The 16,761-nt window shown below is 42.4% G+C and carries 12 protein-coding genes; 3 read left to right on the top strand and 9 right to left on the bottom strand.

Features of this window, described 5'->3' with window-relative positions; translation table 11 throughout:
• Positions 1 to 31 precede the first annotated feature (31 nt).
• The 9 genes from FN815_RS10920 to ndk all read right to left on the bottom strand — a co-directional run bounded on the left by FN815_RS10920 (position 32) and on the right by ndk (position 11,905).
• Positions 32 to 1,567: an outer membrane protein transport protein gene (locus tag FN815_RS10920; RefSeq protein WP_142454677.1), complete on the bottom strand. Its 1,536-nt coding sequence runs from the start codon at positions 1,565 to 1,567 to the stop codon at positions 32 to 34.
• A gap of 41 nt (positions 1,568 to 1,608) precedes the next feature.
• Complete coding sequence (locus tag FN815_RS10915) at positions 1,609 to 3,030, bottom strand: DUF3300 domain-containing protein (RefSeq protein WP_142454676.1); 1,422 nt, start codon at positions 3,028 to 3,030, stop codon at positions 1,609 to 1,611.
• Between the two features lie 88 nt (positions 3,031 to 3,118).
• Positions 3,119 to 3,751: a response regulator gene (locus FN815_RS10910; RefSeq protein ID WP_142454675.1), complete on the bottom strand. Its 633-nt coding sequence runs from the start codon at positions 3,749 to 3,751 to the stop codon at positions 3,119 to 3,121.
• Positions 3,752 to 3,763: 12 nt separating this feature from the next.
• Complete coding sequence (locus FN815_RS10905) at positions 3,764 to 6,643, bottom strand: ligand-binding sensor domain-containing protein (RefSeq protein WP_142454674.1); 2,880 nt, start codon at positions 6,641 to 6,643, stop codon at positions 3,764 to 3,766.
• A 189-nt stretch (positions 6,644 to 6,832) separates the two neighbouring features.
• Positions 6,833 to 7,687, bottom strand: a complete 855-nt coding sequence (locus tag FN815_RS10900) for a sigma-70 family RNA polymerase sigma factor (RefSeq protein ID WP_020402403.1) — start codon at positions 7,685 to 7,687, stop codon at positions 6,833 to 6,835.
• A 288-nt stretch (positions 7,688 to 7,975) separates the two neighbouring features.
• A complete protein-coding gene (locus FN815_RS10895) occupies positions 7,976 to 8,182 on the bottom strand; it encodes a PID-CTERM protein-sorting domain-containing protein (RefSeq protein ID WP_142454673.1) in 207 nt (68 codons plus the stop codon).
• Positions 8,183 to 8,225: 43 nt separating this feature from the next.
• A complete protein-coding gene (locus tag FN815_RS10890) occupies positions 8,226 to 10,136 on the bottom strand; it encodes a lamin tail domain-containing protein (protein WP_281286796.1) in 1,911 nt (636 codons plus the stop codon).
• Between the two features lie 104 nt (positions 10,137 to 10,240).
• On the bottom strand, positions 10,241 to 11,197 hold the full coding sequence (locus FN815_RS10885) for a hypothetical protein (RefSeq protein WP_142454671.1): 957 nt from the start codon (positions 11,195 to 11,197) through the stop codon (positions 10,241 to 10,243).
• A gap of 276 nt (positions 11,198 to 11,473) precedes the next feature.
• Complete coding sequence (ndk, locus tag FN815_RS10880) at positions 11,474 to 11,905, bottom strand: nucleoside-diphosphate kinase (protein WP_142454670.1); 432 nt, start codon at positions 11,903 to 11,905, stop codon at positions 11,474 to 11,476.
• A 131-nt stretch (positions 11,906 to 12,036) separates the two neighbouring features.
• Between ndk and FN815_RS10875 the strand changes: the two genes are divergently transcribed.
• From FN815_RS10875 to FN815_RS10865, 3 genes are all read left to right on the top strand, one after another.
• Positions 12,037 to 13,884 (top strand): adenylate/guanylate cyclase domain-containing protein, encoded by a 1,848-nt coding sequence (locus tag FN815_RS10875; protein ID WP_142454669.1) that lies wholly within the window; start codon positions 12,037 to 12,039, stop codon positions 13,882 to 13,884.
• A gap of 355 nt (positions 13,885 to 14,239) precedes the next feature.
• Positions 14,240 to 14,683 (top strand): methylglyoxal synthase, encoded by a 444-nt coding sequence (locus FN815_RS10870; RefSeq protein WP_142454816.1) that lies wholly within the window; start codon positions 14,240 to 14,242, stop codon positions 14,681 to 14,683.
• On the top strand, positions 14,673 to 16,706 hold the full coding sequence (locus FN815_RS10865; protein WP_142454668.1) for a thioredoxin domain-containing protein: 2,034 nt from the start codon (positions 14,673 to 14,675) through the stop codon (positions 16,704 to 16,706). Before FN815_RS10870 ends, FN815_RS10865 begins: the two co-directional genes overlap by 11 nt.
• Positions 16,707 to 16,761 lie beyond the last annotated feature (55 nt).

The raw sequence follows: 16,761 nt of genomic DNA, 5'->3' as shown, positions 1-16,761 counted from the left end.
TACATGGGTTGGAACTATAAAATCAGTGAGGCTAAAAAATAAATTTTATGCCTGCGTGAATATTCAACCGTGAATTTTCATGAGACATTGTTTCAGACTGTTGGAATCCATCAAAATCATAGTAATTGTAGAGCTCAGACCGGTCTTGCCAGAATTGATACTGAGTTGTTAAATTCAGTTCCACATTTTCAAAAATTCTGGCTTTAATACCTGCTGATACTACATTTTTATCAGCTTCATATCTTTTACTTTGACCTGGGAGAAAGGCGTATCCGGCCATAACTTTTACGTCATCGTTAAAGTTATAACCCGCGCCGAGTTTAATATTTACTACCTTTTTGTAATCAGCATTCATCACACTGTCTAAGGCTGCCTGTTGCTCTCTTAAAACTACTTCACCAGAAAAATCGGTATCTGAATCAGAGATAAAATCAAGACTTAAATTTGCATAATCCGTGTATTCAGCGGAGGCTGCAAATTCAAAACCATTCAAATCGGTGGCCGCAATTCCTACATTAAACTGCGCCGGTTTTCTTATGCGGTAATTAAAATCCTGTTCATTGGATATATCGTAGAAAAAAGGAGTTGAATTATCATCCAGTTCTGTTTCAATAGAAGCGTAATAGTCTTCCTCTACCCTCAGGATAGAAGGTAACAACACACCTACCCCCGCACTGAACGAAGGAGTTAATTTATAAATTGCTCCTACACGAAAATCGAAACCGGTAATATCTGCATCAATTTCATCATGGGTTAAGATTTGATAAATATCCGTTCCTTCTTCCGATACATCAGATGGGATAAAATTTCCTGCATAGTCGTTCTGAGAATCGGTCTCCAGAAAATCACGACGATACTTGTAGGAACCTGTGACCAATCCACCTGATATTCCAATGAATAAGTTTTTCTGAAATTCAGTCCCCAGGAAGAAAGAATACTCTCCTAAATCAGTTTCGTACGAAATTTTCGCTTCCTGATTAATCCCCGGATACTGGTTTGGTGTAAATCCAATCCGAAATATTGACTCAAAGTAGGTAGAATCAACATCTCCATAATCAATCGCATAGGTTTCGAAAGCGAGATCAAAATAATCACTCCCCGGGTTTTTAAATGCATCGGTAATCGTACTCTGATTGTTACGCCCGCTTACCCGAAAGTTTCCGCTTTGGTTATTCACCCGGTTGTAACCGGCTCCAATCACCAAACTACCCTGGCTAACAGGAAACTGATAGACAAAACCAATATTTCCCAGTTTCGTCTCTTGCTCACTGGTATTCAGGCTATTACCCAAATAGGAGTTTTCGTAATCGGACTGTTGATGGTATAAGCTAAAACTCATGAAATCCTGCTTCATCAGTGCAGCGCTGGCCGAGTTTTGAAGATAGCTTCCATAGCCGTTGGCATTAGCCACCGTGGGATACATGTTAGAACTCCCACTGCCATCAAGGTTATAGCTGCTGTATTGTAATGCGAGATTTGAATATGAGAATTGGTTATGCCCGTCTTGGGCTAAAGCGGTGTTGAACACAAACACCAAGGGCATTAAAAGGAAAAATATCCTCTTCATTTTGTTCTAGGCTAAGTGAAAATTAATGGGTGCAGGTATTTTTAGTTACCGCCTCTGCTTCTCTTCTTTTTTGAAGAAGATGAGGAAGAACTGGAACCCCGGCTGCGAGAATTAGAGCTAGAGGAGCTTCTTTTAATCTTAGGCGAACTGGAGCGACTGCTACTTCGGTTAATTTTTGGACGGCTCGTATTCGATCTGTTTGAACGAATATCCGTACTTCTTGAAGTGTTTCTGCTTCTGGAATCCATAAATGAAGATCGATCCAATTGTCTTCTTTTACTTTCAAAGTAATCATCTATTGAAAATGAGGACCTGCTGGGAGTCACATCCCTGCTACGCATTTTAATCTTACGGGTGGGAATGCTATATCGAACGTCGCTAACTGACGGAGTCACATCTCTGTTCACTCGTAGTGAGCGATTATTGTTTACAGAAGAACCGGAACGGCCATTATAACCACTTCTTGAATTGATGCTACGGCCTGTAGTTCTGCTTCTGCTGTCGATAGTTGATGTACCTCTGCTTCTGACATTTGTACCAGTGGTAGATCGGTCTCGGCTTCGGGTTATACCGGTTGAATTAATTGTACGACCGGTTGAACGAGTACGGGTTGAGCCATTTAATAAGCTTCGTGAACGTTCCGTCAAATCACTTCTTGAGCGTAACGTATTTCGATTTGTATTAGTGGCTGAACCCGATCGCGTTCTTATTTGGGACTCTCTATTGACCAGCCCGTTACCTCTTGGACCTTTTCTGTATAAGTCTGAAGATCTGCTATATCTTTTTGATCGGTGATAATTATTGTACACGCTTACACTGGTGTAATAAGGATGCGCCCAGTATCCCCAGGAATATCCTGGCATGCGGTAACCATAATTAAATCCCCAGTAATAACCTGCATTCCAGCGATAACCATATCCGTGATAAAAACCTACTCCTAAATAAGGTCCGTAGTCATAAAAGTTTGGATTGAAGAAATTGGAGTAGTAAATATTATGTCGGTACCAACGGTGATAGCTCCAGGGAGTGTAACCATATACGTAATAATCAAGGTAGTCGTCTACTGCATGGGTGTATCCTTTATTGTAGCCACGGTCGTATCCGTCATCGTACCCCATCCAGTAATATTTATCAGCGTAATGATCCTTGTACCACTGTGCGGTTTCAAAATCTTTGTAGTAGATACCTTCCTGTTCGAGTGCCAATTCCTGATCCACATAAACATCTTCATCATAATAGCCCGTTTCCTGCTGTGGATTGGTGTATGTATAAGGCTGAGCAGTAGTTTCCTGATTTCTGGTATCAGCTCGTGCTTGCTCCGAACCATCCCAGGCATAGTAATCAGTGTAACGATCTTCCTCTACGGGAAACCGATCTGCAGTTTGTAATTGCGTGTAGCAGCCTGTAAATAATAAGGGCAGTAAGGCTATCGTCAGGAAGTTGGGAAGTATCGAACGTTTCATAATATGCTCCATTTACTACTTTGGCTCAGGTTTCTGTATCTAAAATACAAGTACACAATCTCACATTGTATAACATGTTAATGTGAAATCAGATCTCGCCACGCAAAGATTTGGTTATAACTTCGGCCTTAGAATTAACGTGTAATTTTTTGTAGATGTTCCGGATATGCGCTCTCACCGTATCAATAGAAATATCGTAGCGATCAGCAATCATTTTATAACTGAGACCATCCACCAATCCATTTACGATGTCTTGTTCACGATTGGTAAGTGCACTGTTCTCATTTTTCTTGGGCGTCTCTTCATTGAAATGTGAGATCACTTTACGGGCGATTTGTGGTGACATCGGGGCACCACCTTTCAACAGGCTTTCAATTGATTCCTTAATTTCAGGTAAAGAAGTATGCTTCAACAGATAACCGGATGCGCCTGCTTTCAGGGAATCAAAGATTTTGTGAGAATCATGGTAAACCGTCAGCATGATGATTTCGATTTCAGGGTATTTTTCTTTGATGATTTCCATCCCTTTTATACCCGACATCCCCGGCAGCTGAATATCCATCAAAATAACATCAGGCTTTTGATGCTCTTTCAGATGCTCCAGCATTTCCTCAACGGAATCAACCGCAACCGGACAGTCCATTTTATCCTGCATATCAAGATAACGCTGTATTAGATCTCTGATTTTTTTGTTGTCTTCAACAATTCCTATAACTGCCATCTTATCCGGTTTTTAGTTTGAGTGTAATTTTCCTTTTACCTGTATGGTAAAACCGTCATTAGTATCAATAGTAATATTTGCGCCAATTCTTTTTGCCCGCATTTCCATGTTACGTAAACCGTGACCGGTTTTCTTCGTGCTTTTACCAGTATCTCCATTATCGGTGATAAAAAACTCGAAACTACCATTTTGGTTTTCCATCTTAATGTCCACTTTATCACCGTTAGAGTACTTAGCAATATTGTTTACTGCCTCTTTAAATATCAAATACAGATTCTCTTTAACCTCAACGGGTAGTTTATTATCCATATTGAGATTATCAAAATCGTAGTGAACCACCATATTCTTGGGTTCCAGTGTGTGTAAGATGTAATCCTGCATACGATCGGTTAAATCCCCAAGGGTATCGTTTCGGGCATCTATAGACCAAACAATATCATCCAAACTAGATACAATTTTGCGACACTGTTTACCAATTTGCTCCAACGATTGTTTGAACTCAGAATCTGCATCGCCAGCCTGTAGAAAATCGGACTGCAAGGCAATTTCTGTTAAACTAGCTCCTACGTCATCATGTAAGTCGCTCGCAATCCGGACCCGCATACGTTCAATATCAACCATCTTGCGGGCTCTGTAATAGTTATAAAACAAATAAATAATCCCCAGTATCATCAAAGTAACTATTAGCCAAAACCACCACTGCATCCAAAAAGGGGCTGTGATATGAAAATTGACCTCTTCAATTTCCGGACTCCAGCTTCCGTTTAAACTTCTGGCATGTACCTTGAACGTGTACTCTCCAGGCGGCAATGACGGATATTTAATACTCCGTGATGAAGTCTGCTGCCACTCCGGATCAATTCCGCTGAGTTTATACTCATACAAAATCTGGTTAGGCGAAGTGAAGTTTATTCCGGTATAAAATATTTCAATGTAATTTTCCTGGTGAGATAAGGTGAATTCTTTTCCGGGTTGATACTCTCTACCCGAGGCATTAATCCCACGAATATGAACAATGGGAGGAGCTGGATTTTGTTTGTACAAATCCGGGTTAAAACGGCTAAAGCCTTCTACGGTTCCAAACCAAAGCCGGCCTTCTGAGTCTTCATACACCGCGCCCAGATTTAATTCATCTGCAACCAGCCCGATTTCCTTATTGATAACTTGAAAGACAGGCTGGTCCTGTTCATTTACTTCATCATTGAGATAAGCCTGTCCGTCGAAACGGACTACTCCATTTGTGGTTCCAATCCAGTAGTAACCGTCCTCGCTTTGCTCAATAAAGTAGCACACCCGGTCCGGTAATCCGTCATCAGTGGTAATACTTCTAAAACGTTGGCCATCAAACCAAGCAATACCCCCAAATGTTGAAGCCCATATCCGGCCCTCTTCATCTTTTAGAAGGTTCATTACCCCGTTATTTGGCAAACCATCCTGCAACGAAAAATTTTGAAACTCACCGTTGAAATATCTACTCACTCCCCCGTAAGTAGCTATCCAGATGGCACCTTCGTTATCTTCCACAGCAGCCAAAACCGTGTTATTAGGCAGCCCATTTTCCGTAGTAATCTGCTCAAAATTGCCTTCCTTGTACCGTACTATACCATCATCATAGGTACTAATCCAGAATGAGCTATCAGATGCTTCCAGAATATGACGTACTTTTCTGAAGGGAAACTCTTCATCACTAAAAACGCTAATTTCGTCATCTTCTAATCTGGCAAGCCCCTCTCTCATACCAATCCACATACGTTGCTTTGAATCTGTAAACAACTTGTATATTTGATCATCCGGCAACTGACGATTTTTGCCATAATCCTCAAAAGATTCTGATTCAAGAGCTACAATCCCGCCACCATACATTCCAATCCACTGCCGACCTTCTCCATCTTCAGCAAAAGTGGTAACCAGGTTATTGGGGAGGCCGTTTTCTTCATCGTAACTTGCTATATAATTTCCCAAAAACAAACTTACGCCTCCTCCATAGGTTCCAAGCCATATATTCCCTTCCCGGTCGATAATTGAGGAGTATATCATATTGTTTGACAAGCCTGAAGAGGTGTTAAACCGGCTAAACTTACTGCCATCGTAATTACTCAATCCACCTTCTGTGCCAATCCAAAGTTCCCCCCTGTCTGTTATAGAAATAGAACGTATTAAATTATCTACCAATCCATCGGTGGTATTGAATACCTGAAGTGAGTCATCCTTAAATTTCACTAAACCATTACGGCTTCCAATCCACACCGTACCACTATTGTCTATTTCAATATCGCGAATACGGTTTGCAGGCAGACCATTTTCAATGGTGTATGTTCTAAAGTTGCCGTTACTTAAAACCGTTACTCCTCCCCGTGTTGCGAACCATAAATCTCCAGCTGGCGATTCTGCTATTGCCCGTACCCTGTTATTAGCCAGCCCATTGCTGGTTGAATATTGGGTTAATATGGATCCATCTCTTAATTGCCATACTCCGCTTCCATCGGTACCAAACCACATATCTCCCAATCGGTCCTGAAAAATACTTATCACTGTAGTGTTTTCCAGTGGAGCCAATACATCTATTGAATAGATACTATCAGCCTGCCAATAGTTAACACCTGCTTCCGAGCCAATCCAAATTCGACCGTCGTTTCCTTTGTGTAGAGAGCGAATCCGGCTGCTGTTCAAACCCTGTTCTTCAAAGTAATTCTGAAAGCGAACCCCATCAAACTGGTTCAGCCCATAACCAGTAGCCAGCCATATAAACCCCTCATCATCCTGTGCAATATCATACACTACCGATTCACTCAATCCTTCTTCAATGGAATAGGTGCGAAAAGGATAGCGCTGTGCCTCCGCTAATTGAGAAAGCGCAATTAATATGAATATAATGGCAAGTATTTTTCTCATAACCTAAATGTAACGCAATCAATTGGACTATAATAAGTCCTCTTTAGATTTTTTTGATGCTATTCAGCTTTATGTTTGCTCTAAGAGTCCTAAGCTATAGTGTTGATCTTTTGGAATCTAAATCAATAAAAAAAGCCCTGTGCAATCGATATTACACAGGGCTGAAAACAGTAAATATGTAAGTGGCTATTACCCGAGATATGCTCTCAGTGCTGCACTGCGGTTGTGATGACGCAGCTTACGGAGTGCTTTTTCTTTAATCTGACGAACACGTTCGCGAGTCAGATCAAAGCGTTCGCCAATTTCCTCAAGTGTAAGCGAGTGCTCTCGTCCAATTCCAAAATACAGACGAATCACTTCGGCCTCACGAGTTGTCAACTTAGATAATGCCCGCTCGATTTCCACTTTTAGGGACTCACCCATCAGATCGAAATCGGGATTAGGAATTTCTTCGTTCTCGAGCACATCCAGCAGACGGTTATCCTCGCCCTGGGCAAAAGGTGCGTCCATAGAGAGGTGACGACCTGATATCTTAAGAGTATCAGCAACTTCACCAACGCTCATCTCAAGACTTTCAGCAAGCTCGTGAGCAGAAGGAACACGTTCGTATTCCTGCTCCAGCTTAGAAAGCTCTTTACCAATTTTGTTAAGAGCACCAACACGGTTTAGCGGCAGGCGTACAATACGGCTTTGCTCTGCAAGTGCCTGCAAAATAGACTGACGAATCCACCAAACGGCGTATGAAATAAATTTGAAACCACGGGTTTCGTCAAAACGCTTGGCAGCCTTAATCAAGCCGAGGTTTCCTTCGTTAATCAAATCACCGAGGGAGAGTCCCTGGTTTTGATATTGCTTAGCAACCGAAACCACAAAGCGTAAGTTAGCTTTGGTGAGGTCTTCTAATGCTCTCTGACTACCTTTTTGAATTTCTTTGGCTAACCGGACTTCATCATCCGGGGTAATTAGTTTCTCTTTGCCTATTTCGTGCAGATAGCGATCTAATGACTCTGACTCGCGGGTAGAGATTCCAGAACTTTTTGCCACTGTTTAATCTGATTTAATGAATGTTTGCGAATGCGCTTGCGCAGATGATATGTCCTTCAAGCTTTACTAAACTGACGTACGGAAAGCTTAGATATTGCGTCTGCGGCTTAATGAATTTTACAATTGGCTAATATACGCAATTATTCCAACAATTTTAAATAAAGCAAGCATTTGATTTGGTAACCGATATAAATATCTAATTAGCTTTAGATGGACAGCTCAAAAATATTTCAGTATCTGAAAGGCTCCAACCGAACCTTTCTATTATTGGGAGGGCAAATTGACAACTTACATATCAATATTGTCATCCATTTTCTTGCGGTCACGTAGTTTTTTAAGGGCATATCCTCCCCCCGCAGCAGCAAGTAATGCCAGGCCTCCATCGATGGGGGCTTGTGAGGGAGTTTGAGGCAACCCTGGCGGCTGGGCCATTAACAATTGTATTAACAGCAGCGAAAAAACAAAACTTAGTACGATGTAAATTGTAGTTTTCATAATCTTGATATTAGGAAATCAACTATTAATTAGTAATCCTGAATTATTTAATGAGTGTCATCTGACGAGTAAGCACTTCTGCATTGGTCTGCAGACGATAATAATAAACGCCACTTGCCATGTTTGAGGCATCCCAGCTTACCTGATAAGTTCCCGGGTTCATATCTTCAGCTACTAAATCAGTAACTTTTTGTCCCATAACGTTGAATATTGATAGTTGAACGGGACCAGACTCTGCAATAGAGTATTTGATATTCGTAACCGGGTTGAATGGGTTCGGATAATTTTGATCAAGTGCAAACTTTTGGGGTTCAGCTACTTCTTCGTTTGACACGGATGTTCCAGAAATCACAGAAATGCCAAAGCGGCCGGCCTCTTCTGTTTTCGCTTTTTGGATACGGGCTACAGGCCGCTCAGAAAAACTTTGAGCAATTTGCTTGGGCATGGTCGTTGCTTCGGCCTCAAACACGTACTCGCTGTAATCACGCATATTCAGTGTTTCGCCGGTTTCATAATCATGCAACAGCACTTCGAAATCCTGAGGTACAGTTTCCAATCCTTCCCAGCTAAATGTATAGGTGCCTTTTTCAATCCCCACAATCGACTCTCTAAGACTGATCTCATAGGATTCATCAATATCCATTGGAAGTGATAATACAGATTGAGGCTTATCATCCGTTCCTACAAAAGCCATAGTCGCATAATTAGCAACCATCGGAATGAATTTAGAAGCATCATCCACGTCCCATCCCTCCAGTGCTTGTTCTCTGAAACTAAGTCGAATAGCTTTATCGAGTGATTGGTCGGAGCTTAACGTAAAGTGAATATCTGCTTTCTGCTGTTTTGCTTTTGCAAAGTAACTTTGAGTAGCAGAATCAGAAGTCTTACCCGAAGTGGGGAACGTAATGCTTTCAGCTCCGTCCTGAGATTCTACCCAGAAACCCTGCCAGTCACTTACGATAAATGGTGTGGTGCGATCCTGCTCTACATAGGTATTGTTGTTATCATCCCAGAAATGAATCACATTCTGAATGGTTCCTCCTGCAGCAGAAACCTGAGATAAATCATAATTGGAAGCATATGGATTACCCACCAGGGTATAGTCATCCGCATCGTTCAAATCAACGGTAACATCACTTGACGGTTCACTCCCAAAAGCATCCAGCGTGATAGGCAAAGGAGAACTTCCTGCTACAGAATTATTGTAGAAATAAACAGCAAACCCATACCCATCACCGATGGCTGTACTCGCGTTAGTAGGAGTTCCAAAGTCAGTACCTGATTTATATAAGATAATGTTAGCGTCATTATCAGGATTATCACCGCCGGTAATGCCTTGTATGGCTGTATTATCAGAAATGTCTTCTACCGTGCCACCCGTTACAGGGAATGAAAGTAGGCGCCAACCGGCATCGCCGGAGATGGTTACAGAGGGCTGAAAAGTAGAACCATCAATACGTGTACCGGGGGAAAAGGCAGTGCCGTCCTCGGTATCAGCAGTGGTATGCTTTTCAAAGTTCCCAGATAAATCCGGATTTCTAGTTAAAGACTGATTATCCTCGCCCTCACTACCGTACGTATAATTTATGATTTCTATTCCTGAATCATTTTTAAGGACGATGTCATCTCCCGTATTTGAAAGACTTAAAGAACCTGTTGTTTGAACTAAAGCTCCACCGAATTCTCCGGAAGGACTTCCTCCACCAAAAACTACCACAGCCTGTAAAGGTTTTAGAATGGTTGGATCACTAAAAGTGTGCGTAGTTCCTCCGGCATCTTCAATGATCCAGTTACTAATATCGAGATCTGAATTCCCGGTATTTACAAATTCTATAAACTCATCGTCATCCGAGCTTCTACTTCCGTCATTATTTGCATCACCTTCCAAATCACCTTCACTGCCTCCCGGTGGATCTGCCAAAAATTCATTTAAAACTATATCAGGAGTATCCAATGTGGTTGCCTGGGCTTCAGGTACGGTTCCATCTGTTTTATAATCTATATCACTTCCAGAATTTGTATATGGATAGATTTTAAAATAGTAGGTGGTTGTTTCTGTTATCCTGAAAAGGAAACCTCTTCAGCCCCCTGCAATACATTAAGTGCAGCTATTCCATCTGAAATATCCGTATCCTCTGCTTCCGGATTTGTATCTGCGGGATCTGTAATAGTCCCAAAACCTGTATCACTGGCTTTAATTAAATACCCATCTGGAGTGGGTGAGCTTGAGGCATCGGTCCAGCTCAAGTTTACAGACTTGATTGAACCAGTTGCTGATAAGGTCGAAGGGTAATCGGCAGGCTCCCCCTTAACAGTCTCATCGTTTTGCTGAATCAATATATCATCAATCCAAAGTTCCCCTGCTCTTGTACTTGTATAATCGAAGAAAATGGAAGAATATAAAAATGTAGAATGATCAGTGTCTGTTGCAGAACCACCTAACGTTAGGTTATCAAAATCACCATCATTATCATAAAATAGTTGCCAGTCTCCAGAACTACTTCGCTCTACTTTGATACCTACTAAATCGCCACTACCCCAATCAAATTCAGTAGTAATTAACGAGCTAGCACTCCCACCTGTAATTTTCCATAAAGTTAAAAGATCATCAGTTCCACTAAAATTAATACCAACTACGTAACCATTTAGCGTTTCACTGCTTGGATCAGACTCATCTGCCATCAAAACAAAACTAAAATCATTGCCTCCTGATGGGTCCCAGCTTCCGTTCTTCAAATTTAATTGCCATATAGTAACTTTTGTAGATAAATCGCTGGCTGTTATAGATGTATAAATAGTACTCTCAGACTCAACTCTATCCAGAGCATGTTTTAATGAATATGTTCCATTGAGCGGACTTGTAGTAGAAGCTTCCCAATCTGACGCGGCATCTGTCCAATTATTTAGATTGCCAGATTCGAAATCATCATCTAATAATATATCCTGCCCCATCACCCCCATCGAAAAACCCAGAAGCATTACAATTGAAAAAAGAAAATTCGTAAACGTTTTCATAATCATGATTAAGTGTTTAAAGTCCCTTAGTTGATAAAATCCCTAAAACCAGTTCCTTAAAATGTTAAGCTTTGTAGAATTGTGCTGTTAAATTAGTGTTGTCATTTAAAGCCTGCTCATAAAAAAAAGCCATTTAAAACAAATAATCCTTTCTCTATTCAAATATTAGGAAATACTAATTACGCCCGGTGGTTTGAGAATCTTCGACATAAAAAAACCCCACGGTTTATATCGCAGGGTTAATCAAACTTTTTAAAGAAAAAAAGCTGGAAGCTATTAGGCCTGATTAGCTACCACTTCAGACTCAGCAAAAAAGTAAGAGGCTTCAATTTTGCCGTTTTCAACAGAATCGGATCCGTGGATGATATTTTCGCCCACGCTATCGGCAAAGTCCGCACGGATGGTTCCTTCGTCCGCTTCATCAGGATTGGTAGCGCCAATAAGCTCGCGGAAATCAGCAATGGCATTTTCCTTTTCAAGGATCATAGGCACGCAAGCACCGCTGCTCATGAACTCACAGAGTTCATCATAAAAAGGACGCTCTTTGTGCACCGCGTAAAATCCACCTGCGGTATCTTTAGTAAGTCGGGTCATTTTCATCGCAAGGATGTCAAATCCAGCTTCCTGAATGCGTTTGGTTACTTCTCCAATGAGTCCTTTGCGTACACAATCGGGTTTCAGAATGGTGAGTGTTCGTTCTTTAGCCATTAATTATAATCGTTTATTAAAATTTTTGTAACATTTAGGGTGTCAGTAACTCTTTACTTGTAGAAACCTAAGATAAGGGTTCAAATATCAACATTCGAACCTTTTGTAATAGAGTTACAGGATTAGATAGAATGAAAGAAGGACAACAGCAATTTTACCAATGGCAATACTCTCTCCAGGCCACACCTGAGAAGCTATGGCCGTATCTATCTGATACTAACCGTCTGTTTAAAAAATTAGGCGCCACCCCGGTTCAACAGACTTCCCTCTCTCGCAATACCACCAAAGGTTTTTTAGAGCTGAGCCACAACAATCTCAAATCTTACGTAAGCTGGCTGCAAGAGCCTTATACCTGGGAATATCCTTACCGATACGGGATGAAAAGGTATTACAAGATGGGGATTATGAAAGACCTCGATATCTTTTGCGAACTCACCGGCACCCAGAATGGCACTAAGATTGTCTTTAAAATCAAGGTAACTCCATCCAGCCTGTATCTTTCTCTGCTGGTGAAATTTTATATCGAGTCTTTTGTAAAGAGAAAGCTTACCCAGTATATGAATACACTGGAGGAGAGTCTTTCTCAAGACTTAAGACCTTACGAACTAAGCAATAAGTCTAAACTGCAGCGGGGCGTTGACCGCAAGCTGGGTTTCCTCAAAGAAAAATTGATCGACGTTTGTAAACGCAAACGTATCGCTGACCGACTGGTTGATCTGTTACGATATGCTGAGGATGACGATTTAGAACGAATTCACCCCTACACCCTTGCTGAGTATTGGGGAGAAAAGAAATACTCGGTCCTGAACGTGTTTCTGCATGCGGCTAAACTGGATATCCTCGATTTTAGCTGGGATGTATGCTGCCCACATTGTAAATCACCCAAGCATAATTTCAGGAAGATGAAAGATGTTCGGGTGCATTTGTATTGTGATGATTGTGAAGCGGATTACGCCCTGGATTTCAACCGCAACATGCATCTCGTTTTTACTCCCCATCCGCTTATCAGAAAAGTAGCTGACAAGAAATATTGCCTGGGCGGGCCGGGTTCCAAGCCGCACCGTAAGGTTCAGCAATATCTGGAAATTGGAGATGAACGTTACCCTCAGGTTAAATTATCTGAAGGCACCTATGTATTCCGTTCCATGCAACATGATGGCCATCTGAAATTCCACGTGCGGGATGATGGCGCCGAAAACATTACGATCCACCTGACCGATGATGAGCTGAATGGCCAGGAAATCACATTATCTTGCAAACCCAACCTGATTATCAAAAACAAATCCTCCAAGAAGGTGGTTTGTTATCTTGAAAAACTGAATTGGAAGGAAGAAGCCATTTACGCCAGCGAAGTCAGTTCTTCAGTCGACTTTATTTCCCTGTTTGCCAAAGAAACCCTGAAAGACACCAGCAAGGTTAAAGCCTCTGAGGTGACCATGCTGTTTACCGACCTGATGAACTCCACCGAATTGTATGTTCAGGAAGGGGACGAATCCGCAATTGGTCGCGTGATGGGGCACTTTAAGATTATCCAGCATATTGTAGCCGAAGAACGGGGTGGTATTGTAAAAACCATCGGTGATTCGGTAATGGCTGTGTTTTCCGAACCGGTATCAGCCCTTAAAGCGGTTCAGCGTATTCAACAAATTTTCACAACCTCTACCCCGGTCGGCGAAGCTTTCAAAATTAAAGCCGGAGTCCATTTTGGCGATTGCACGGCCGTAAACCTTAATGGTCGCATCGACTATTTTGGCACTACCGTTAATATTGCATCCCGGATGGTAGACCTGGCCTCTGAGAAAGAAATTATGGTTTCTGAAGCTGTTTTCAATCATCCTGATGTGCAGCTTTATCTCGAGAAAAACTCCAAAACCTTTTTCGTTAAAGAAAGCATGAAAGAGCTCAAGGGTTTTGATGATGAGGAATTTAAAGTAAAACAGATTCGCCTTGAGCGCCCACCTATGCGTCTGGTTATTTAGGAGCTGGGATTACGGGTTACAGGTTGCGTGATTCGGGCTGAGTGCTGAGTGCTGAGTGCTGAGTGCTGAGTGCTGAGTGCTGAGTGCTGAGTGCTGAGTGCTGAGTGCTGAGTGCTGAGTGCTGAACATGAAAATCCTACTCTATAACTCAAAACTCACCGCTAAAAACTTATCACTATATCACCCCCCAATCTTCCATAAAAAACAAAAAGCGTTACCACCTCAAATTATTGCTAAATATGCTTTTATAATTGCCTCAGGCTTTGCATCTTTGCCCTGAATATCATCCTAAACCAACGAAAAGATTATGTCAGCAAAGAAATCGAATCCAATGATCAAGGATTCCATACAGGCCATGAAACCCAAAAAAAATATTGCGCTGATTGCTCACGATCACCGCAAAGCTGATCTGCTGGACTGGGCCGAATATAACCGGGAACATCTCTCTGAACACAACCTCTTTGGAACAGGTACTACCGGATCTCTGGTTTCCAAGAAATTAGACTTGCCCGTTTTTGCCTTCAAAAGTGGTCCTTTGGGCGGAGACCTCCAAATTGGTACGGCTATTGTTCAAAATGAAATTGACGTAATGATTTTTTTCTGGGATCCCCTGCAAGCCCAGCCACACGATGTAGATGTGAAAGCCCTGCAGCGAATTAGTATTGTGTACAATATTCCTATGGCCTGTAACCGCTCATCAGCTGATTTTCTTATCACCTCCCCTTTAATGAAAACTAAATACGACCGCTTCATTGTAGATTATAGTCAGCGGTTCAAAAAAGATTTCGATGCCCAATAAACTCGCTAGCGAGAAAAGTCCTTACCTGCAACAACATGCCGATAACCCCGTGGATTGGTATCCATGGGGTGATGAGGCCTTTGAAAAGGCCAAGGCGGAAAACAAGCCTGTATTCCTATCCATTGGCTATGCTACCTGCCACTGGTGCCATGTGATGGCCCATGAAAGTTTTGAAGATCCCGAAATTGCGGACCTCATGAATGAAGCTTTCGTAAATATAAAAGTAGATCGTGAAGAACGGCCTGATATCGACAGTACCTACATGACGGTGTGCCAAATGCTTACGGGGCAAGGCGGCTGGCCGTTGAATATCATCATGACACCGGACAAGGAGCCTTTTTTTGCAGGTACGTATATTCCCAAAGAAGCCCGGGCCAACCGAATCGGGCTTCGACAGTTGATTCCAGGCGTGCAGGGCATGTGGCAAAATCAACCCGAACGGGTACAGAAAGCCACTGATAAAATCAGGGAAGGCTTTGGTCGCTCCCAAGAGTTTGAAAGCGGCTCTTTTCCCGGAATCGAAGCCACCGATTTTGCGGCTGAGCAATTTGCCCAGCGTTTTGATGAACAGCATGGTGGTTTTGGCGAAGCTCCGAAATTTCCCAGCCCTCATAACCTGATGTTTCTGCTCCGGCAATGGAAGCTTACCGGTGAAACCCGTTTTCTCGAGATGGTTACCACCACGTTAGAAAAAATGCGCTTAGGCGGACTTTGGGATCATATCGGGTTTGGTTTTCACCGCTATTCCACCGATGCCCAGTGGCTATTGCCTCATTTTGAGAAAATGCTGTACGATCAGGCACTGCTGATGATGGCCTATATCGAAGCCTGGCAAGCCACACAGAATCCACTATTCAAACAAACGGTGTATGAAATTGCGGAATATGTACTTCGTGATTTAACCCATACCGAGGGCGCTTTCTATTCTGCCGAAGATGCCGACAGCGAAGGCGAAGAAGGTAAGTTTTATGTGTGGAAAGAAGGAGAGCTTGCCGACATCCTATCGCTTGAAGAGGCTGGAAACTTTGCTGCCCTTTTCAACTTTGAGGAAGATGGAAACTTTGCAGAAGAAGCTACCGGAAAGCGAACCGGAGCCAATATCCCACATCTTCAAAAACCATTGAACTCCGAACAAGAGCAATGGTTTGCAAACATCCGCTCTCAGCTATTTCAGGAACGCGAAAAACGAGAGCGTCCATTTTTGGACGATAAGATTTTGACGGACTGGAATGCGTTGATGATTGCCGCTTTAGCAAAAGCGGGTTTTGCTTTTAATGAGGAACGGTTTATTGAAGCTGCAGAGAAAGCCATTGGTTTTATCGAAGAGAATTTAGTTGATGAAGAAAATCTTCTGCACCGGTATAAAGACGGCGATGCCGCCATTCCAGCTATGGCCGATGATTATGCTTTTCTTATCCGGGCCTACCTCGAGTTATATGAAAGCACATGGAATCCTGAGTACCTGAAAAAAGCATCTGACTGGAATCAGCAGTTTATTGATCTCTTTTGGGATGAAGACAAAGGCGGTTTCTATGCAAGTATCTCCGATGAAGACCAGGTGTACGGCCGGCAGAAACAAATTTTTGACGGGGCCCTGCCCTCAGCCAATTCAACTGCTATGCTAAACCTGATTCGCCTTAGCCGTTTGACGTGTAATACCGAGCTTGAAGAATATGCTGATAAAACCGGTCGGGCTTTCTCCGCCGATTTAATTCGATCAGGCGCCAGCATCACCCAGTCTATGCAGGCTGTTCAATTCTTACATGCGGATGCGCGGGAAATCACACTCTGTGCAACACCGGAAGAAGCAGCCCCGATACTGAATGAGTTTAGGAAGAGCCTTTCCCCTTTCTCCGTCTTTCATCTTATCCATAACGAAAACCGGGATGCTCTTGCCGGTATAGCCAGCTATACTTCATCCCAAAAGAAAAATGAGGGACAGCCTACGGTATACATTTGCCAGGATTTCAGTTGTAAAGCACCAATTTCAGGAAAAACAGCAATACAGAAGGCATTGGGTTAATCCGGTTTTTTTCTTTTTCTTAGGATAATAATCATTCAGGATGTCAATCCGGTTT

The sequence above is a fragment of the Gracilimonas mengyeensis genome (genome assembly GCF_900182705.1).
Taxonomy (GTDB): Bacteria; Bacteroidota; Rhodothermia; order Balneolales; family Balneolaceae; genus Gracilimonas; species Gracilimonas mengyeensis.
The sequence above is the reverse complement of the archived record's forward strand: the minus strand, read 5'-3'. Positions and strand labels throughout refer to the sequence as shown.